Here is a 19,664-nt window from a genome sequence, read left to right as displayed (position 1 = left end):
GGGCCGCCTACGATGGTGTGCATGGGGGCCGCGCCGTGGCTCCCCCGATTGCCCTGAAGGAGTTTCGTGATGAAAGCTGTTGGATTGACCCGTTACTTGCCGATCGACGACCCGCAGGCGCTCGTCGACGTGGAACTGCCGCAACCCGTGCCGGGCCCGCGCGACCTGCTGGTGAAGGTCGAGGCGATTTCCGTGAATCCGGTCGACACCAAGGTGCGCGCGCCGAAGCCGCAGGTCGAGGAAACCCCGCGCGTGCTCGGCTGGGATGCGGCCGGCACGGTCGTTGCGGTCGGCGCCGAGGTGACGATGTTCCGCCCCGGCGACGAGGTGTTCTACGCGGGCAGCATCACGCGCGCCGGCGCGAACAGCGAATTCCACACGGTCGACGAGCGGATCGCGGCGATCAAGCCGCGCTCGCTCGACTTCGCGGCGTCGGCTGCGTTGCCGCTCACCGCGCTGACCGCGTGGGAGGCGCTGTTCGACCGGCTGCGCGTGTCGCCGCAGGGTGCGGACGCGGGCAAGTCGGTGCTGATCATCGGCGGCGCGGGCGGGGTGGGTTCGATCGCGATCCAGCTGGCGAAGACGCTCGGCAAGCTGCGCGTGATCGCGACCGCGTCGCGGCCGGCGTCGGCCGAATGGGTGCGCTCGCTCGGCGCGGACGAAGTGGTCGACCATTTCGGCGACTTGCCTGCGCAACTGCGCGAGATGGGCCATGCGAACGTCGACTACGTGCTGATCTTCAACGACACGGATCGTCATTTCCCTGCCGCGGCGGAAGTAATCCGGCCGCAGGGCGGCATTTGCACGATCGTCGAGAACGACAAGCCGATTCCGGTCGAGCTGCTGAAGGCGAAGAGCGCCGCGTTTCACTGGGAGTTCATGTTCACGCGCGCGATGTTCGAGACGCCCGACATGGTCGAGCAGCACAAGATCCTGAGCGAGGTGGCGAGGCTGGTCGACGGCAGCGCGCTGCGCACGACGCTCGGCGAGCAGCTCGGCCCGATCAACGCTGCGAACCTGCGGCGCGCGCACCAGTTGCTCGAGGCCGGGCGCACGATCGGCAAGCTGGTGCTGAGCGGCTTCTGAGTGTTCCCAAACCGGTCGCTGCCTGCCAGGCCAACGAACGAACTTCCATCGGCGCGGAGAACGCGAGGCAACCCTGCGTCTTCCCGAGAGCCGACATCGCCGGTACGGGATACGGCGCCGCGAACGCAAGCGGGGTAACACCCGATGCGTTTGCGGCGCACTGCATGCCGCTTGGCGTTAGACTGACAACGCATCATGCATCGAAAACCGCGCGGCACGCGCGTGCCGCCGCATTACAAGGAGGTCAGCATGAGCCAACGCAGCTTGTCAGTCGCCGCATCGTGGTCTGCCGTGTTCGCGGCGGCGTGCGTGAGCGCGAGCGTATTCGCGGCGCCGCCGGTCAAGGGCAGCCTGAAGGGTGGCGGGACGGGGCAGCTCGAATACACCGTCAAGGTCGATTCGAAGACCTTCGGCAATACGCAGGAGACCCGCAAGATCCGCTCGGGCGAAACGGACGACTTCAACTGGAAGTCGGTGCCGCCGGGCGGTGCGGTCGCGATGCCTGACGGTTGCCCGAACGCCGACAACCTGCCGCGCGACGCGAACGGCGCGATGGTGCGCCAGACCCAGGTGCGGCTCGCGCCGTCGGTCGACGCGAAGGGGATCGCGAACGTGCAGATGAGCTTCCAGGCCGCCGCGCCGAAAGGCACGCGCAACGTGAGCGCGGGCGGCAAGTCGCTGCAGTGCCCGGACGTCGTGTCGGTGAGCCAGGTCAAGTGGGTGTCGATTTCGACCAATGGCGGGTCGAAGTCCGTCACGATGAGCGACGGCACGAAAGTGACGGTGTCGATCAAGCACTGAGCGGCGCGCGCGGGCCGGCGAGGCGTCCGGTGCGCGCGCAACCAGTCGCCGTGCGCATCCGGGCGATCCGGGCATGGTCCCGTGTGAGGGGCTCGTGCGTACGGCTTCGGGCCTCTCCGTCGCGCGACGCCGAGTCGTCGTGCCTGGTGCGACCCGGGAGCGCGGCCATTCGCGCGGCGGCATGCGTGACGTCACGTGCATGTCACGCTATCCTTCCGGCATCCTCCATCTTCCCCGAAGACATTTCGATGAAATATTGCATGCGCGTGCTGCTGTCGGCTGCTGCGTTCGTCGCCGTCCATGCGCAGGCGGCCGATGATTGCAGCTTCGTGAAAAAGGTCGAGCTGCCGTCGCGACAGCAGACCGCCGTCGTGTCGAGCGGCGCGCTCGAACCGTGCTCGACCGGCAGTTATGCGGTGCGCGTGTATTCGACCACGCATGCCGCACCCGGCTTCGATACGGACGACTACGTGACCGGTGTGCTGCATGCGCGTGACGGCACCGTCGCCGATGCATTCACGGCCGACCTCGGCGCGCGCGCACCGCAGGCGCTGATCGTCACGACGCGCTCGGCCGGCAGCGGCGGTTACGTCGGTGCGCAGGCCTATGTGACGACGCCGCGCGCGGTGCGACTCGTCGCCTCGGTCGACGGGCTGGCCCCCGACGCAGACGTCACGGCCGCGTTGCGCCAGGCCATCGGCAAACGCCGCGCCGCCCGCTGAGCGCACGCCACGGGCATGCCGCGTGCGTCGCGGCGCCGCGGGTCAATGCGCACGTTCCTCGAGTCGGGATGCAAGAAAGCGGTGGTCGGCCGAGAACAACCGGCGATACGTCATCAGCACCGCGCCAACGGTGCCGAGCGCGGACGCCGCGGCGATCAGGAACATGATCACGATCTGGTAGCGCACGGCCTGCAGCGGCGACTGGCCGGCCAGCACCTGGCCCGTCATCATCCCCGGCAGGCTCACGACGCCGACGACGGCCATCTGGTTGAGCGTCGGCAGCATGCCCGCGCGCACGGCCTGGCGCGCGGCGTCCTGCGCGGCTTCCCAGCGTGTGGCGCCGAGCGCCAGCGCCGTTTCGACGCGGTCGCGTCGTGCGGTCAGTTCCTCCATCATCCGTTCGACGCCGAGCGACACGCCCGTGAGCGTATTGCCGAGGATCATCCCGAGGATCGGGATCGCATATTGCGGCGTGTACCAAGGATGAATGCGGATCACGACGAACAGGCCGACCGCCGCGACGAACCAGCTGCTGAACCAGATCGACGCGATGCTGTCGACACGCTGTCCGCGATACGTATGCTTGCCGCGGCCGGCGCCCGCGAAGCCCGCAATCAGCGTCATCAACGCGGTGAGCGGCAGCACGACGGTCCAGTGCGGATGGCCGAACACCCAGCCGAGCACGTAGCCGATCGCGAGCAACTGCACGACGGTGCGCACGGCGGCGAGCGCGAGCCTGCGTCCGAGGCCGAGCGACAGCGCGGCCGAGATCCCGCCATTGACCGCGACGAGCGCGGCGGCGATGCCGACGTCGACGAGACTCAGGTCCTGCAGTGCGGGGCTCATTGCTGCGCCTCCATCGCGGTCGGGGCCTGCAGCACGCCGGCCTGCATCACGAGCCGCATCGTGCCGATCCGCGCGGCTTGCGCCGGATCGTGCGAGATCCACATGTACGCGCGTGCATCGGGTGCCGCGTCGAACCAGGTGCCGACGAGCGCTTCGATCGCGCGCGTCGAGTTGGGGTCGAGCGCGGACGTCGGCTCGTCGAGCAACAGCACGTCGGGGTCGAGCTGCAGCACGCGCAGCAACGCGGCGATCTGCGCTTCGCCGCCCGACAGTTCGCTCGCCCGCTTGTCGAGAAAATCGGCGCCGCGACCGGCGCGTGCCGCGAGCGCTTCGGCGCGAGCGCGGTCGAACGTCACGTCGCGATAGATCGCGAGTGAATACGGATAGCGCAATTGCGCTTCGACGGTCCCGTCCATCTGCGCGGGCCGCTGGCGCACGTACGCGACGCTGCGCCGGTAGCGCGGAATCGCGCCGCGCCTGATCCGCTTGCCGCGCCACAGGATATGGCCGCCGTCGAGCGGGTCGAGCAACGCGAGCGCGCGCAGCAGCACGCTCTTGCCGGAACCCGACGGTCCCGTGATAGCAATTCGCGATCCCGCGGCGAGGCTGAAGTCGGTCGGGGCGAGCAGTGTTTTGCCGCTGCTGGCGTCGCGGCGCGTGATGTGCTGCGCATCGATGAGGCCGTTTGGGGCTGTCATGTCACAGATGAAAAAAAGCGTTAATGGCGCCGAAGCGTTGCTGCAGCGTGCGCCATAATACCCATTGAAAAGCCGCCGGTGTCGTGCTCCGTTCACTCACGCAAGTGGCCCGACACGGCGTGCAAACTCTGCAGAACAACAACGGAACCGCCATGACGCTAGCACGAGCCATCGGCAAATCGGCTGCATGGATCGTCGGTATCGTCGCGCTGATCATCGCGGCGGCCGGCATCTTCATCTTCACGTTCGACTGGAACCGCGCGAAACCGTGGGTCAACGAACATGTGAGTACCGCACTCGGCCGCCCGTTCGCGATCAACGGCGATCTCAAGGTCGGCTGGCGCCGCCCCGACGGCGAGACCGGCTGGCGCGCATGGGTGCCCTGGCCGAGTTTCTCCGCCACGCAGCTCGAGATCGGCAACCCCGACTGGGCGAAGGGGCCCAGGTTCGCCACGCTCGACGCCGCGCATTTCGATCTTGCGATTCTTCCGCTCCTCGCGCACGAAATCGTGATTCCGTCGATCAGCGTCGTCAATCCCGCGGTCGACCTCGAGCGGCTCGCCGACGGCCGCAATACGTGGACCTTCCAGTTCAAGCAATCGTCGCAGCCGTCGCCGTGGAAGGTGCGGCTCAACAGCTTCGGTTTCGCGAAGGGCGTCGTCACGTATCGCGATGCGATCACGAAGGCCGATCTCACGGTCGCGATCGATACACTCGGCCAGCCGATTCCACTCGGCGACGTGCTGAAGGAGCAAGAGCAAACGTCGCGAGCGGCGTCGGCGCAGCGCGTCGGCAAGAGCGGTGCCGCGCGACTGAGCGCGAAGGCGAGTGCCGAGGCCGCGTCGGGTGCGTCGGCGGCGCAAGGCGCGAGCGGGGCGTCTGCCGTGGCGTCGTCGGGCGCATCCGCTGCCGCACCGGCTGCTTCGGGCTCCTTCGCGTCGACAGTTGCGCCGGCGTCCGGCGGGAGTGGAGCGCCCGGTGCATCGGGCGCCGCTGCGCCCGCGAAGCCGGCCGGCCCGACGTACGCGTTCGGGCTCAAGGTCGACGGACGGTACAAGAACGTGCCGATCAGCGGCACCGGCAAGGTGGGCGGCGTGCTGGCGGTCGAGAATACGACGCAGCCGTTCCCGCTGCAGGCCGACGTGAAGGCCGGCGACACGCGGCTCGCGATCGTCGGCACGCTGACCGACCCGATGCATCTCGCGGCACTGGACCTGCGTCTGTGGCTGCAGGGCACGTCGATGTCGCACCTCTACCAGATTACCGGCATCACGCTGCCGGACACGCCGCCGTATGCGACCGAAGGGCGCCTGATCGGCAACATCAAGCAGCACGCGAGTACGTTCCGCTACGAGGACTTCAACGGCCGCGTCGGCGGCAGCGATCTGCGCGGCACGCTCACCTGGGCGCAGCGCGAGCCGCGGCCGAAGCTGTCGGGCGAGCTCGTGTCGAATCTGCTGCAGTTCTCCGATCTCGCGCCGGTAATCGGCGCCGACTCGGCCGCGAGCAAGGCCAAGCGCGGCGACACGACGCGCCAGCCGCCGGACCGCGTGCTGCCGGTCGCGACGTTCCGCACCGAGCGCTGGAGCGCGATCGACGCGGACGTGAAGTTCACCGGGCGCAAGCTGATCAAGAGCCCGCAGCTGCCGATCACCAATCTGTACACGCACATCCTGCTACAGGACGGTGTGCTGTCGCTCGAGCCGCTGCAGTTCGGCGTCGCGGGCGGCACGCTCGCGACGAACGCGCATCTGGACGGCAGCCGCACGCCGCTCAAGGGCCGCTTTACGCTGGCCGCGCGACACCTGAGGCTGAAGCAGCTGTTCCCGACGCAGAAGGTGATGCAGACCGCGCTCGGTGAAATCAACGGCGACGCGTCGCTGTCGGCGACCGGCAACTCGCCGGCCGCGCTCGCGGCGACGTCGACCGGCGAAGTGAAGGCGCTGGTCACGAATGGCCGCATCAGCCTGCTGCTGATGGAGGCGGCAGGCCTGAATGTCGCGAACGTCGTCTACGAGAAGCTGTTCGGCACCCGCGACGTGAACATCAATTGCGCGGCGATGGATTTCGTCGCGAACGACGGCATGCTCGAGCCGAAGGTGTTCGCGCTCGATACGGACGACGCGCTGATCAACGTCGACGGCCCGATCAATCTGCGCGACGAATCGATCGACCTGAAGATCCATCCGCATACGAAGGGTTTCCGGGTCTTCTCGTTGCGTTCGCCGTTGTACGCGAAGGGCACGTTCAAGAACCCGAAGGTCGGCGTCGATGCCGGCGCGCTCGCGCTGCGCGCCGGCGCGGTGGTCGGGCTGGGCCTGATCAACCCGTTCGCGGCGCTGATTCCGCTGATCGCGCCGAGCAACAACCGTGACGTGCCGTGCTCGGAGCTGTTCGGGCAGATGAAGGCCAAGGCCGCGCAGAAGGCGGCGGTGAAGGCCGGCAAGTGACGGTGTGCGGGGCAGGGCCGGCGCCGCGCGGCGGCCCGGTTGGCGGGGCCGGAACAGGGCGGTCGGCAGTTTCTCCGACACCTGCTAAAATACACGGTTTTCCGTCGATTTCTCTCTTACGGGACCTGCCGTGCTTTCTACTGCCAACATCACGATGCAATTCGGGCCGAAGCCCTTGTTCGAGAATATCTCGGTCAAATTCGGCGAGGGCAACCGCTATGGTCTGATCGGCGCGAACGGCTGCGGCAAGTCGACCTTCATGAAGATCCTGGGCGGCGACCTCGAGCCGAGCGCCGGCAACGTCGCGCTCGAGCCGAACGTGCGCCTGGGCAAGCTGCGCCAGGACCAGTTCGCGTATGAAGACGTGCGCGTGCTCGACGTCGTGATGATGGGCCACACCGAGATGTGGGCCGCGATGACCGAGCGCGACGCGATCTATGCGAACCCGGAAGCCACCGACGACGACTACATGCACGCGGCGGAGCTCGAAGGCAAGTTCGCCGAATACGGCGGCTACGACGCCGAGGCGCGCGCGGGCGCACTGCTGCTCGGCATCGGCATCGAGGAGAAGTTCCACAACGGCACGATGGCCGACGTCGCACCGGGCTGGAAGCTGCGCGTGCTGCTCGCACAGGCGCTGTTCTCGAAGCCGGACGTGCTGCTGCTCGACGAACCGACCAACAACCTCGACATCAACTCGATCCGTTGGCTCGAGCACACGCTCAACGAGTACAACTCGACGATGATCATCATCTCGCACGATCGTCACTTCCTGAATTCGGTGTGCACGCACATGGCCGACATGGACTACGGCACGCTGAAGGTCTGGCCGGGCAACTACGACGACTACATGCTCGCATCGGCACAGGCGCGCGAGCGCCAGGCCGCGGCGAACGCGCGTGCGAAGGAGCGCGTGGCCGAGCTGCAGGACTTCGTGCGCCGCTTCTCGGCGAACAAGTCGAAGGCCCGCCAGGCAACGAGCCGCGCGAAGCAGATCGACAAGATCAAGATCGAGGAATTCAAGCCGTCGTCGCGCCAGAACCCGTTCATCCGCTTCGAGTTCGAGAAGAAGCTGCACAACGTTGCAGTGGTCGCCGAAGAGATCACGAAGAAGTACGAGCGCACGATCTTCCAGAACTTCAACCTGTCGGTGCAGCCGGGCGAGCGCATCGCGATCATCGGCGAGAACGGCGCGGGCAAGACGACGCTGCTGCGTTCGCTGCTCGGCGCGCTGCAACTCGATCACGGGACGGTGAAGTGGTCCGAGAACGCGAATGTCGGCTACATGCCGCAGGACACGTACGAGGAGTTCCCGAACGACATCACGTTGATGGACTGGATCGACCAGTACCGCAAGGACGGCGACGACGAAACGATGGTGCGTGGCACGCTGGGCCGCCTGCTGTTCTCGTCGGACGACATCAAGAAGTCGGTGAAGGTGCTGTCGGGCGGCGAGAAGGGCCGCATGATCTGGGGCAAGCTGATGCTCGGCCGTCACAACGTGCTGCTGATGGACGAGCCGACCAACCACATGGACATGGAGTCGATCGAGTCGCTGCAGATCGCGCTCGAGCAGTTCGAAGGCACGCTGATCTTCGTGTCGCACGACCGCGAATTCGTGAGCGGGCTGGCGAACCGGATCATCGAAGTGCGCACGGACGGCACGCTGTTCGACTTCGGCGGCAATTACGAGGAGTTCCTGACGAGTCAGGGGCAGGAATAATCGCCTGGGCGACCGTGCCCGAGTGATGTACCGAAGTGCCGAAAGCCCGCCAGGTGGAAGCCTGGCGGGCTTTTTCGCATCCGGGCCGCCGTCCCCGTCAAGCATTGTCAAATCCGGGCCGATATCACGATGCCTGACGTTTCGCAGTGGCACGCACGCTGTCACGGGTCGGTCGATTGAGTATGCTTTGATGGCATTCGCGGGACTCACGCATTCACGACAAGGAGGCTCCACATGAAGGCACGTCTATACCGCGCGATCGTTGCCGGTGCGCTGATCGGGCTGCTCGCGCCGTTTTCGATCGCGCATGCGCAACTGGGCGATGTGCTCAAGCAGGTCGGCGGCGGTGATTCGGGCAGCAGCGCGGGCGGTGCGCTCGGCAACCTGGGCGGCCTCGGCGGTGCACTGACGGGCGGCGGCGCTTCGTCGCTGATGCCGGGCAGCACGGGGAACGTCGCGGGCTTGCTGCAGTTCTGCATCCAGAACAACTACCTGGGTGGTGCATCCGGCGGCGCATCGTCGGTGAAGGACGCGCTGATGGGCAAGCTCGGCGGCGACGCATCGTCCGACAGCGGCTATACGAGCGGTGCAAGCGGGATCCTCGATGCAGGCAATGGCAGCAAGCTCGACCTGAGCGGCGGCGGGCTGAAGCAGCAGGTGACCAAGCAGATCTGCGACAAGGTGCTGGCGCAAGGGAAGTCGCTGTTGTAAGCCGGCGTCGCATGCCGTTCGCGCGCGTCGACTCCGTGCGCGAACGGCGGAACAGGCAGGCGCGGCGGTGGCGACGGAAGCCGGCCGTCGCCATCGCCTGCGGTAATGCCCGGCGGCGTCAGCCCGAAAAGTCCGTCACGACGGTCACCCCGGCGCCTTCGAACCGGTTCATGTTCATCAGCGCGTCGATCGACTCGCCGAGACTGATTTCCTTGCCGATCAACCGGCTCGGCGCGAGCGTGCCGGCATGAACCATGTCGAGCATCGCGTCGTAACGATGCGCCTGCATCCCGTGGCTGCCGAGAATCTCCAGCTCGTGCGCGATGACCTTGCTCATCGGCACGGCCGGCGTTGCATGTTCGCCAAGCATCAGCCCGACCTGAACATGCTTGCCGCGGCGGCGCAGATTGCTGATCGAGTTGAAGCAGGTGGTCGGATGGCCAAGCGCATCGAGCGACACGTGTGCGCCGCCGCGTGTGATTTCCTTTACCGCATCGACAACGTCGGCGACTTCCGACGCATTGACGGTCGCCGCTGCGCCGACCGATCGCGCAAGCGCGAGCGCGCGGTCCGAAATGTCGATCGCGACGACGTTCGCGCCGATCGCATTCGCGATCATGATCGCCGACAAACCCACGCCTCCGCAGCCGTGCACGGCGACCCACTGGCCGGCCGACGTGCGGCCCTGGTCGACCACCGCGCGAAACGACGTCACGAAACGGCATCCGAGGCTTGCCGCGGTCGGAAAATCGAGCACATCGGGCAGGCGCACGAGATTGAGGTCCGCGTGATGGATGCCGACGTATTGGGCGAACGAGCCCCAGTGCGTGAAGCCGGGCTGGAACTGCTGCTCGCATACCTGCTGGTTGCCCGAGTGGCATTCCGGGCAGCGGCCGCAGCCGGCGACGAAGGGCACCGTGACGCGGTCGCCGGCCTTCCAGCGCGTAACCGCCGCGCCGGTCGCGACCACGACGCCCGCGAGTTCGTGGCCCGGCACATGCGGCAGCACGATGTCCGGATCGTGCCCCATCCAGCCGTGCCAGTCGCTGCGGCACACGCCAGTCGCCTTCACTTCGATCACGACGCCGTCGGGTGCCGGCGTCGGATCGTCGACGTTCATCAGCCGCGGCGCGGCGCCGAAGGCTTCATAGACAACTGCTTTCACGATCTCCTCCTGAGTCGAATGACTCTTTCACTATATCGCGGCAGAAGTGGGTTTATCTTTCGTTTTTTGATTGAGAAACGGCTGGTTGTGAGATAGCCTTGCGATCATCGCGCGATTGCCGCAAGGAATTTTCATGGAACAACTGGACAGGATCGATCGCGGCATGCTCGACATGCTCCAGCAGGACGGGCGCGTGTCGAATGCGCGACTCGCCGAAGCGTTCTCGCTGAGCGAGACGTCCTGCTGGCGCCGCCTCAGACGGCTGGAGGAAGCAGGGTTGATCGCGGGCTATCACGCGCGGCTCGACCGCAGAAAGCTCGGGTTTGGCGTGATGGCGTTCGTGCAGATTGTCTGCACGCAGCACAGCGAGGAAGTGACGGCCGAGTTCGAGCGCCTGATTCAGGCCAGCCCCAACGTGCTCGCGTGCGATAACACGACCGGCGAAGCGGATTTCCTGCTGCAGGTGGTGGCGGCCGATCTCGACGACTACAGTCACTTTGTCGAAAGAGTGCTGCGCAAGCTGCCGGGCGTGCTCAGTATCCGCTCGAACCTGTCGCTGCGGCAGTTGAAGTCGACGCAGCGGCTGCCGATCGTGTGACGGCGCGCGACGGCGCTCGCGCATGCGCAAGCGGTCAGTCGGCCAGCCGCTTGTCGGCGAGCGCCTTGCAGCAGTCTTCGTACACCCATTGGACGAGCTTCGCCCGATAGTCGAGATCGTCGGTATCGACGATTTCCTCGACCGCGTCGCGCGCCCACGACGCGTCGACGAAATCGGCGTGCCGCTTTGCGATGTCCTGCGCCAGTGCGGCCAGCTTCGCGATCGCGAGCCAGTCGGATTGCCGGTGGTGGCGGTCGAGCCAGCGGTGTGCGGCCTGCACCTGGAACGATGCATCCGGCCAGGATTCGTTCAGGTAAAACGCGCCGAGATTGCCGCAGGTGAGCCAGCACAGCAGTTCCAGGCGATCTTGCGAACCGAGGATATGGGGTGCGTCGGTCATGGCAGCGCTCACGAAGGCTTCGATTCCGGGTGGCGCGGCCTGCAGCAGCCGGCGCCGATACTAAAAACATAGCACGATGGTGGCCGCGTGGTGCGGCCTCTTGAGGCGAAGGCGTGGCGCGGATGCCGCGGTTGCGGGAAGCGGGCGTCCGGCGCTCGTCCGCCGGCGTCGCCGAGCCGTGCCGCACTCGCTAGAATGACCGTTTTCCGGGAGACAGGAAGCGATGAAAATCTACGATCAGTTCTATATCGACGGCGCATGGCGCAAGCCGGCCGGCACGGGCACGATCGACGTGATCGACTCGGGCACCGAGGCCGTGATCGGCCGGATTCCCGAAGGTGTGGCGTCGGACGCGCAGGACGCGATCCGCGCGGCGCGCGCGGCGTTCGACGCATGGGCCGCGACACCGGCCGCGACGCGCGCGGGCTATCTGCGCAAGATCGTGGAGCGTCTGCAGGCGCGCAGCGAGGAACTCGCGCAGTCGATCACCGGCGAAGTCGGGATGCCGATCAAGCTGTCGCGCGCGATCCAGGTCGGCGGTCCGATCTACAACTGGAAGGCATACGCGAAGCTCGCCGAATCGTTCGAATTCGAGGCGACGGTCGGCAATTCGCTGGTGGTGCGCGAGCCGGTCGGCGTCGTCGCGGCGATCACGCCGTGGAACTACCCGCTCAACCAGATCACACTGAAGGTCGCGCCGGCGCTCGCGGCCGGCTGCACGGTCGTCCTGAAGCCGTCCGAAGTCGCGCCGCTCAACGCGTTCATGCTCGCCGAGGCGATTCACGAAGCGGGCCTGCCGCCGGGGGTGTTCAACCTCGTGTGCGGCTATGGCCCGGTTGTCGGCGAGGTGCTGGCGACCGATCCGGACGTCGACATGGTGTCGTTCACGGGTTCGACGCGTGCCGGCAAGCGCGTGGCCGAGCTCGCGGCCGCAGGCGTAAAGCGCGTCGCGCTCGAACTGGGCGGCAAGTCGGCGTCGGTGATCCTCGATGATGCCGATTTCGCGGCGGCGGTGAAGGGCACGGTCAACGCGTGCTACCTGAACGCGGGCCAGACCTGTTCGGCGCACACGCGGATGCTGGTGCCCGAGGCGCGCTACGACGAGGCGCGCGCGATCGCGAAGGCGGCAGCCGAAGCGTATGTCGCGGGTGATCCGCGTCAGGAAACGACGCGCCTCGGCGCACTCGCATCGGCCGTGCAGCAGCAGCGCGTGCAGGCCTACATCCAGCGCGGAATCGACGACGGCGCGGAGCTCGTGACCGGCGGCACGGGGCTGCCGGAAGGGCTCGCGAAGGGCTTCTTCGTGAAGCCGACGGTGTTCGGCCGCGTCGATCCGAAATCGACGATCGCGCAGGAAGAGATCTTCGGGCCGGTGCTGTCGATCATCACGTATCGCGACGAAGACGAAGCCGTGCGCATCGCGAACGATTCGCCGTACGGGCTCGGCGGCGCGGTATGGGCGGGCAGCGACGAACGCGCGATGCGCGTCGCGCGCCGCATCCGCACGGGGCAGGTCGACATCAACGGCGGCACGTGGAACGGCGCTGCGCCCTTCGGCGGCTACAAGCAGTCGGGACACGGCCGCGAGAACGGCGTGTACGGGCTCGAAGAGTATCTCGAGTACAAGTCGATGCAGCTCAAGCCGGCGAATCCTGCCTGAGCGTGTCACCCCGCATGACCCGGAACGGCACGCTCGCGTGCCGTTTTTTTGTTGACGGCCGTCAAGGTGCGCGTCGGTGGATGCGTCGATCATCGCGTTTCCGATTACCGATGTTTCGACGAGGTTCAGATGACCGCACGCACTTCCTTCCCGCCGCTCACGATTCGCGGCCGCACCTTGCTGCCCGTGGTGCAGGGCGGCATGGGCGTCGGCATCTCCGCGCACCGCCTCGCGGGCAGCGTTGCGCGCGAAGGCGCGCTCGGCACGATCGCGAGCATCGACCTGCGTCACCACCACGCGGATCTGCTCGCGCGCTGTCGCGCGAACCCCGATCGCGCAACACTCGAAGCCGCGAACCTCGACGCGCTCGCGCGCGAAATTCGCCTCGCGAAGACGTACAGCGAAGGGCGCGGGATGATTGCGGTCAACGTGATGAAGGCTGTGAGCGCGCATGCGGACTACGTGCGCGTCGCGTGCGACGAAGGCGCCGATGCGATCGTGATGGGCGCCGGCCTGCCGCTCGATCTGCCCGATCTCACGCAGGGTCATGACATCGCGCTGATCCCGATCCTGTCGGACAGCCGCGGGATCGCGCTGGTGCTGAAGAAGTGGATGAAGAAGGGGCGGCTGCCCGATGCGATCGTGATCGAGCATCCCGCGCATGCGGGCGGCCACCTCGGCGTCACGCAGATCGACGACATGCACGATGCGCGCTTCGATTTCGCGCGCGTGCTCGACGAGACCGCGCAGGTGATGGCGTCGCTCGGCCTCGCGCGCGACACGATCCCGCTGATCGTCGCGGGCGGGATCAACAGTCACGACACGGTGCGCGCGGCGCTCGCGGCCGGTGCGAACGGCGTGCAGGTGGGAACGCCGTTCGCGGTGACGGAAGAGGGCGATGCGCATCCGAACTTCAAGCGCGTGCTGGCCGATGCGCTGCCCGAGGACATCGTCGAATTCGTCAGCGTGACGGGGCTGCCGGCGCGTGCAGTGAAGACGCCCTGGCTCGATCGCTATCTGCGCAACGAAACACGCATTCGCGACAAGCTCGGCGCGTTCAAGCAGCGCTGTCCGACCGCGCTCGAGTGCCTGAGCGTCTGCGGGCTGCGCGACGGCATCGAAAAGTTCGGCCATTTCTGCATCGACACGCGGCTCGCGGCGGCGTTGCGCGGCGACGTCGCGAACGGGCTGTTTTTCCGCGGCCGCGAAGCCCTGCCGTTCGGCAACGCGATCCGCAGCGTGCGCGATCTGCTCGACCTGCTGCTGACCGGCCGTGCGGCGGAACCTGCGACAAACCGTCCAATGTTTACGCTGGCTTGACGGATATCAAGATGCCCTAAAGACCCTACTGACAGAATGGAATGCATTCTACAGGGGTCCGTATCATGCAAAAAACGATTCGAACATGTGTCACCGCTGCCGCATTCGCGGCGAGCCTCGCCACGATGCCCGCGCTGTCGTACGCGGCGTCGCCGGGCGACGGGATCAACCAGGGTGACGTACTGGTCCGGCTGCGCGCGATCAGCATCCAGCCGAACGAGCGCGGCAGCGACACGCTTGGCGCGATCAACACCGGCGTGAACAACGCGATCGTGCCGGAGCTCGACTTCACCTACATGATCCGCGATTACCTCGGCGTCGAGCTGATCCTCGGTACGTCGCGGCACCAGATGACGTCGAGCCTCGGCAATCTCGGCGGCGTGGGCGTGCTGCCGCCGACGCTGCTGCTGCAGTACCACTTCAATCATGCCGGCAAGGTGCGACCGTACGTCGGCGCGGGCGTGAACTACACGTACTTCTACAACAACGGGCTCAACGTCGGCGGGGAGGGCGTGTCGATCAACAAGAGCAGCTTCGGTCCCGCGCTGCAGTTCGGCGTCGACGTGCAGTTGACGAAGAAGGTGTTCATGAACGTCGACGTGAAGAAGATCTGGATGAGCACCGATGCGACGCTCGGCGACAAGGGCATCGGCACGCTGCACATCGATCCGCTGATCGTTGGCGTGGGCGTCGGGATGAAGTTCTAGGCGCGAGCGAAGAAGAACAGAGTTGGGGTTGGCGGCATGGCAGTCGGCATGCCGCTCTTTTTTTGTGCGGCGGATTTACAGCTTGTCGTACTGAAAGCGCATCGCGGTGCCTTCGCGCGTGATGCGTTCCCACACCGCGCGTTTTTCGTCGTCGCTCAGGAACACCCAGTTCGACACTTCGCCGGCCGTGCGGCCGCAGCCCTTGCAGACTTCGTCGAAGAGGGTCGAGCACACGCCGATGCAGGGGCTGTCGGGCAGGTCGTGGAGATTGGAGGCCATCGAAAGGGTTCGCGCGTTGAATCGTCAGGGCGTCATTTTAATGCATCGGGGTGACGCGGCCCGGTAGCGATGCCGGTGGTGCGACACCTGCCCGTCCGGACGGTTTCGCAGCCACCTTCTTTTCCTGATGGACAGACGCCGATTACCCGATAGAATTCCCCCGGAACGCCCCGCTGCGCGGGCCGCGTGAGCGGCCGGCCGCGGGAATCTGTTCCGTTTGCGCGACACCGACATGATTTTTTTGTGACGGAGCGCGAATGGTGGTAGCGTTCGGGGTTTTCGAGGGGCGGCGTGCCGGAATGCGCCGCCATGACGAGGCAGACGGCAGCCGGGCGACGCGTCCGGCCGGAGGGAGAACGGGATGAAAGCAAAGGTAGTGGGCCGGTTCGCAGCGCTTGCGCTGTGCGTGGGTGCATCGGCGGCGGCGGCGAAGGATACGCAGCTCAATGTCTATAACTGGTCGGACTACATTGCCAAGGATACGATCCCGAACTTCGAGAAGCAGACGGGCGTCAAGGTTCGCTACGACAACTACGACAGCGACGACACGCTGCAGGCGAAGCTGCTGACGGGCAGCTCGGGCTACGACATCGTCGTGCCGACCAGCAACTACGCGGGCAAGCAGATCGCGGCGGGCATCTTCACGCCGCTCGACAAGTCGAAGCTGCCGAACCTCAAGTACCTCGATCCGCAACTGATGGCGCTCGTCGCCGGCGCGGACCCGGGCAACAAGTACGCGGTGCCCTGGGCGTACGGCACGACCGGTCTCGCATACAACCTGTCGAAGGCGCAGCAGGCGCTCGGCAAGGTCCCGCTGGACAACTGGGACATCCTGTTCAAGCCTGAAAACATCTCGAAGCTGAAGACCTGCGGCGTGTCGGTGCTCGACGCGCCGGACCAGATGTTCGCGGCGGCGCTGCACTACATCGGCAAGGATCCGATGAGCACGAACCCGGCCGACTACAAGGCCGCGATGGAAGTGCTGAAGAAGATTCGCCCGTACATCACGCAGTTCAACTCGTCGGGCTACATCAACGATCTGGTTGGCGGCGACATCTGCTTCGCGTTCGGCTGGTCGGGCGACGTCGTGATCGCGAAGCATCGCGCCATCGAGGCGAAGAAGCCGTACAAGGTCGAGTACTACATTCCGAAGGGCGGAGCGCCGGTGTGGTTCGACGTGATGGCGATCCCGAAGGACGCGAAGAACAAGGACGCCGCGCTGCAGTGGATCAACTACATCGAGGATCCGAAGGTGCACGCGGCGATCACGAACGCCGTGTACTACCCGAGCGCGAACGCCGAGGCACGCAAGTACGTGCGGCCGGACGTCGCGAACGACCCGGCCGTCTACCCGACGGCCGACGTCGTGAAGACGCTGTTCCTGCTCAAGCCGCTGCCGCCCGAAATCCAGCGTCTGCAGACGCGTCTGTGGACCGAGCTGAAATCCGGCCGCTGACGCGAGCGGAAGTAAGCCAGCAGTCATGAAGCCCCTGGTGCCCCCGGGGGCTTTGTTCGTCAAACGCAGGAGAGAAGCAGCACATCATGAATAGCCAGTCGGGTGCGCCGGTTGCGGGCGCGCCGTCCTTCGTTCCTTCGTCCGGCGCCGAGGCGCGCGCCGAGAACTTTGTCCAGATCGTCGACGTCGTCAAGAAATTCGGCGAGACCGAAGTGGTGCGCAACGTGAACCTGACGGTGCGGCAGGGCGAGCTGTTCGCGCTGCTCGGCAGTTCCGGTTCCGGCAAGTCGACGCTGCTGCGGATGCTCGCGGGCCTCGAGACGGTCACGTCGGGCAAGATCCTGATCGATGGCGAGGACCTCGCGCAGATGCCGCCGTACAAGCGGCCCGTGAACATGATGTTCCAGTCTTATGCGCTGTTCCCGCACATGTCGGTCGAATCGAACGTCGCATACGGCCTGAAGCAGGAAGGCACGCCGAAAGCCGAGCTGAAGGAGCGCGTGGCGGCTGCGCTCGAGCTCGTGCAGATGAGCAAGTACGCGAAGCGCAAGCCGCACCAGCTGTCGGGCGGCCAGCAGCAGCGCGTCGCGCTCGCGCGCTCGCTCGTCAAGCGGCCGAAGGTGCTGCTGCTCGACGAGCCGATGTCGGCGCTTGACAAGCAGATCCGCCAGCGCACGCAGATCGAGCTCGTCAACATCCTGAAGAAGGTCGGCGTCACCTGCATCATGGTCACGCACGACCAGGAAGAGGCGATGACGATGGCGAACCGGCTCGCCGTGATGAGCGAAGGCCAGATCGTGCAGATCGGCACGCCGAACGAAGTCTACGAATATCCGAACAGCCGCTTCTCGGCCGAGTTCATCGGCTCGACGAACCTGTTCGACGGCGTCACGGTCGAGGACGAACCCGACCACGTCTACATCGAATCGCCGGAACTGCCGAGCCGGCTGTACGTGAGCCATGGCATCACGGGCCCGCTCGGGATGCCGGTCACGGTGTCGGTGCGCCCCGAGCGGATCGCGCTCACGCGCAAGCCGCCCGAAGGCGCGTTCAACTGGGCGCGCGGCAAGATCACCAACGTTGCGTACATGGGCGGCTATTCGCTGTATCACGTGAAGCTCGACGCGGGCAAGACGGTGATCGCGAACGTGTCGAGCCTCGCGATCACCGAGCTCGACACACCGGCGCTCGGCGACGAGATCTACGTGCGCTGGAGCGCGACCGCGGGCGTGGTGCTGACGTCATGAACGCGCTCAAGTCCCTGCTCGCATGGCCCGTGCGGCGCTTCAACCTGACCGGCGGTTCGGCGGTCGTCGCGGGGCCGTACATCTGGCTCGTGCTGTTCTTCCTCGTGCCGTTCGTGCTGGTCGTGAAGATCAGCTTCGCGGAGCTGCAGCTCGGCATCCCGCCGTATACGGAACTCGCGTCATACGCGGACGGCGTGGTGCACATCGCGCTGAACCTGTCGCACTACGCATTCCTGCTGACCGACAGCCTGTATTTCGCGACCTACGTGAATTCGGTGGTGGTCGCCGCGATCACGACGCTGCTGTGCCTGCTGATCGGCTATCCGATGGCGTACTACATCGCGCGCTCGAACCCGGCAACACGCAATCTGCTGATGATGGGCGTGATGCTGCCGTTCTGGACGTCGTTCCTGATCCGCGTATATGCGTGGATCGGGATCCTGAAGAACAACGGGCTCCTGAACAACTTCCTGATGTGGATCGGGTTGACGCACACGCCGATCGAGCTGTACCGCACCAACTACGCGGTGTACATCGGGATGGTGTATTCGTACCTGCCGTTCCTCGTGATGCCGCTGTACGCGCATCTCGTGAAGATGGATCTGCGCCTGCTCGAAGCCGCGTACGACCTCGGCGCGAAACCGTGGAAGGCGTTCGTGCAGATCACGCTGCCGCTATCGAAGAACGGGATCATCGCGGGCTGCCTGCTGGTGTTCATCCCGGCGGTCGGCGAGTACGTGATCCCGGAACTGCTCGGCGGCGCGAATACGCTGATGATCGGCCGCGTGATGTGGAATGAATTCTTCAACAACGCAGACTGGCCGATGGCGTCGGCCGTGACCTGCGCGATGGTGCTGCTGCTGCTCGTGCCGATGGCGATGTTCCAGCACTTCCAGGCGAAGGAGCAGGAGGGCCGCCGTCGATGAAGCCGAATCGTTACCTGCAGTTCGCGGCGCTGTTCGCCGGCTTCGCGTTCCTGTACATCCCGATCATCAGCCTGATCGTCTATTCGTTCAACGAGTCGAAGCTCGTCACCGTATGGTCGGGCTTCTCGTTCCGCTGGTATTCGGCACTCGTGGAGGACGACGAACTGTTGACGGCCGCATGGCTGTCGCTGAGGATCGGCGTGCTGACCGCGTTCGCGTCGGTGTTCATCGGCACGTGGGCCGGCTTCGTGCTCGCGCGGATGGGTCGCTTTCGCGGCTTCGCACTGTTCAGCGGGATGATCAACGCACCGCTGGTGATCCCCGAGGTGATCCAGGGCATCTCGTTGCTGCTGCTGTTCATCGAACTGGCGAAGTGGATCGGCTGGCCGGCCGAGCGCGGCGTGTTCACGATCTGGCTGGGCCACGTGATGCTGTGCATCTCGTACGTCGCGATCATCGTGCAGTCGCGCGTGCGCGAACTGAACCCGTCGCTCGAGGAGGCCGCGCTCGATCTGGGTGCGACGCCGCTGAAGGTGTTCTTCACGATCACGCTGCCGCTGATCTCGCAGGCGCTGATCGCGGGCTGGCTGCTGTCGTTTACGCTGTCGATCGACGACCTCGTGCTGTCGGCGTTTCTGTCGGGCCCCGGCTCGACGACGCTGCCGCTCGTCGTGTTCTCGCGCGTGCGCCTTGGCCTGAACCCGGAGATGAACGCGCTCGCGACGCTGTTCATCGTCGCGGTGACGGCCGGCGTGGTGATCGCGAACTTCGTGATGCTGCGCCAGGAACGCAAGCGGATGATGTCGTTCGCGACGTGACGCCGGTACGGCTGCCGTCATGAAAAAACGCCCGGTGCCGACGACGAGTCG

Annotated in this window: 19 protein-coding genes; 14 read left to right on the top strand and 5 right to left on the bottom strand. The window is 65.9% G+C overall.

The window, feature by feature from the left end; all coding sequences use genetic code 11:
- Positions 1–69 precede the first annotated feature (69 nt).
- The 3 genes from WI26_RS08420 to WI26_RS08410 all read left to right on the top strand — a co-directional run bounded on the left by WI26_RS08420 (position 70) and on the right by WI26_RS08410 (position 2,609).
- Positions 70–1,086 carry a zinc-binding alcohol dehydrogenase family protein gene (locus tag WI26_RS08420; protein WP_069225728.1) on the top strand — a complete coding sequence of 339 codons (1,017 nt, stop codon included), beginning with the start codon at positions 70–72 and terminating at the stop codon, positions 1,084–1,086.
- A gap of 249 nt (positions 1,087–1,335) precedes the next feature.
- Positions 1,336–1,887, top strand: coding sequence for a DUF6013 family protein (locus WI26_RS08415; protein WP_059468496.1), 552 nt, complete (start codon positions 1,336–1,338; stop codon positions 1,885–1,887).
- 248 nt (positions 1,888–2,135) lie between these two features.
- Entirely contained in the window at positions 2,136–2,609 is a 474-nt protein-coding gene (locus WI26_RS08410; RefSeq protein WP_069225727.1) for a PliI family lysozyme inhibitor of I-type lysozyme, read from the top strand.
- A 42-nt stretch (positions 2,610–2,651) separates the two neighbouring features.
- On the opposite strand, the gene WI26_RS08405 is transcribed toward WI26_RS08410, so the two are convergent.
- Both WI26_RS08405 and WI26_RS08400 read right to left on the bottom strand, forming a co-directional pair.
- Positions 2,652–3,455 carry an ABC transporter permease gene (locus tag WI26_RS08405; RefSeq protein ID WP_069225726.1) on the bottom strand — a complete coding sequence of 268 codons (804 nt, stop codon included), beginning with the start codon at positions 3,453–3,455 and terminating at the stop codon, positions 2,652–2,654.
- Positions 3,452–4,153, bottom strand: coding sequence for an ABC transporter ATP-binding protein (locus tag WI26_RS08400; protein ID WP_069225725.1), 702 nt, complete (start codon positions 4,151–4,153; stop codon positions 3,452–3,454). Before WI26_RS08400 ends, WI26_RS08405 begins: the two co-directional genes overlap by 4 nt.
- A gap of 152 nt (positions 4,154–4,305) precedes the next feature.
- Here WI26_RS08400 and WI26_RS08395 point away from each other — a divergent pair, with 152 nt between their 5' ends.
- From WI26_RS08395 to WI26_RS08385, 3 genes are all read left to right on the top strand, one after another.
- On the top strand, positions 4,306–6,603 hold the full coding sequence (locus WI26_RS08395) for an AsmA family protein (protein ID WP_069226384.1): 2,298 nt from the start codon (positions 4,306–4,308) through the stop codon (positions 6,601–6,603).
- A 130-nt stretch (positions 6,604–6,733) separates the two neighbouring features.
- Entirely contained in the window at positions 6,734–8,326 is a 1,593-nt protein-coding gene (locus WI26_RS08390) for an ABC-F family ATPase (protein ID WP_059468495.1), read from the top strand.
- 234 nt (positions 8,327–8,560) lie between these two features.
- Complete coding sequence (locus WI26_RS08385; RefSeq protein WP_069225724.1) at positions 8,561–9,037, top strand: DUF2501 domain-containing protein; 477 nt, start codon at positions 8,561–8,563, stop codon at positions 9,035–9,037.
- Between the two features lie 118 nt (positions 9,038–9,155).
- Here the strand turns inward: WI26_RS08385 and WI26_RS08380 are convergent, their stop codons facing one another.
- Positions 9,156–10,202, bottom strand: coding sequence for a zinc-dependent alcohol dehydrogenase family protein (locus tag WI26_RS08380; RefSeq protein WP_069225723.1), 1,047 nt, complete (start codon positions 10,200–10,202; stop codon positions 9,156–9,158).
- Between the two features lie 133 nt (positions 10,203–10,335).
- Here WI26_RS08380 and WI26_RS08375 point away from each other — a divergent pair, with 133 nt between their 5' ends.
- Positions 10,336–10,800 carry an Lrp/AsnC family transcriptional regulator gene (locus WI26_RS08375; RefSeq protein WP_059467439.1) on the top strand — a complete coding sequence of 155 codons (465 nt, stop codon included), beginning with the start codon at positions 10,336–10,338 and terminating at the stop codon, positions 10,798–10,800.
- Positions 10,801–10,834: 34 nt separating this feature from the next.
- On the opposite strand, the gene WI26_RS08370 is transcribed toward WI26_RS08375, so the two are convergent.
- Positions 10,835–11,200: a hypothetical protein gene (locus WI26_RS08370; RefSeq protein WP_059467440.1), complete on the bottom strand. Its 366-nt coding sequence runs from the start codon at positions 11,198–11,200 to the stop codon at positions 10,835–10,837.
- Between the two features lie 223 nt (positions 11,201–11,423).
- Between WI26_RS08370 and WI26_RS08365 the strand changes: the two genes are divergently transcribed.
- The 3 genes from WI26_RS08365 to WI26_RS08355 all read left to right on the top strand — a co-directional run bounded on the left by WI26_RS08365 (position 11,424) and on the right by WI26_RS08355 (position 14,887).
- Entirely contained in the window at positions 11,424–12,860 is a 1,437-nt protein-coding gene (locus tag WI26_RS08365) for an aldehyde dehydrogenase family protein (RefSeq protein WP_059537581.1), read from the top strand.
- Positions 12,861–12,989: 129 nt separating this feature from the next.
- Entirely contained in the window at positions 12,990–14,180 is a 1,191-nt protein-coding gene (locus WI26_RS08360; RefSeq protein WP_059467442.1) for an NAD(P)H-dependent flavin oxidoreductase, read from the top strand.
- Between the two features lie 65 nt (positions 14,181–14,245).
- A complete protein-coding gene (locus WI26_RS08355) occupies positions 14,246–14,887 on the top strand; it encodes an OmpW/AlkL family protein (protein ID WP_081051638.1) in 642 nt (213 codons plus the stop codon).
- A 75-nt stretch (positions 14,888–14,962) separates the two neighbouring features.
- Here WI26_RS08355 and WI26_RS08350 read toward each other — a convergent pair whose 3' ends face one another.
- On the bottom strand, positions 14,963–15,166 hold the full coding sequence (locus WI26_RS08350) for a DUF1289 domain-containing protein (RefSeq protein WP_027784516.1): 204 nt from the start codon (positions 15,164–15,166) through the stop codon (positions 14,963–14,965).
- Positions 15,167–15,527: 361 nt separating this feature from the next.
- On the opposite strand from WI26_RS08350, the gene WI26_RS08345 reads away from it, so the two are divergent.
- The 4 genes from WI26_RS08345 (at position 15,528) to WI26_RS08330 (ending at position 19,613) form a co-directional block, all read left to right on the top strand.
- The gene (locus WI26_RS08345) at positions 15,528–16,622 is read left to right on the top strand and encodes a polyamine ABC transporter substrate-binding protein (protein ID WP_069225722.1); all 1,095 of its coding nucleotides are present in this window, start codon (positions 15,528–15,530) and stop codon (positions 16,620–16,622) included.
- Positions 16,623–16,708: 86 nt separating this feature from the next.
- Positions 16,709–17,869 (top strand): ABC transporter ATP-binding protein, encoded by a 1,161-nt coding sequence (locus WI26_RS08340; RefSeq protein WP_059537586.1) that lies wholly within the window; start codon positions 16,709–16,711, stop codon positions 17,867–17,869.
- Positions 17,866–18,795 (top strand): ABC transporter permease subunit, encoded by a 930-nt coding sequence (locus WI26_RS08335; RefSeq protein ID WP_059467446.1) that lies wholly within the window; start codon positions 17,866–17,868, stop codon positions 18,793–18,795. Before WI26_RS08340 ends, WI26_RS08335 begins: the two co-directional genes overlap by 4 nt.
- A complete protein-coding gene (locus WI26_RS08330; protein WP_059467447.1) occupies positions 18,792–19,613 on the top strand; it encodes an ABC transporter permease subunit in 822 nt (273 codons plus the stop codon). Before WI26_RS08335 ends, WI26_RS08330 begins: the two co-directional genes overlap by 4 nt.
- The last annotated feature ends 51 nt before the right edge of the window (positions 19,614–19,664 follow it).

Origin of the sequence: Burkholderia diffusa, from assembly GCF_001718315.1 — a bacterium.
Taxonomy (GTDB): domain Bacteria; phylum Pseudomonadota; class Gammaproteobacteria; order Burkholderiales; family Burkholderiaceae; genus Burkholderia; species Burkholderia diffusa_B.
The sequence above is the reverse complement of the archived record's forward strand: the minus strand, read 5'-3'. Positions and strand labels throughout refer to the sequence as shown.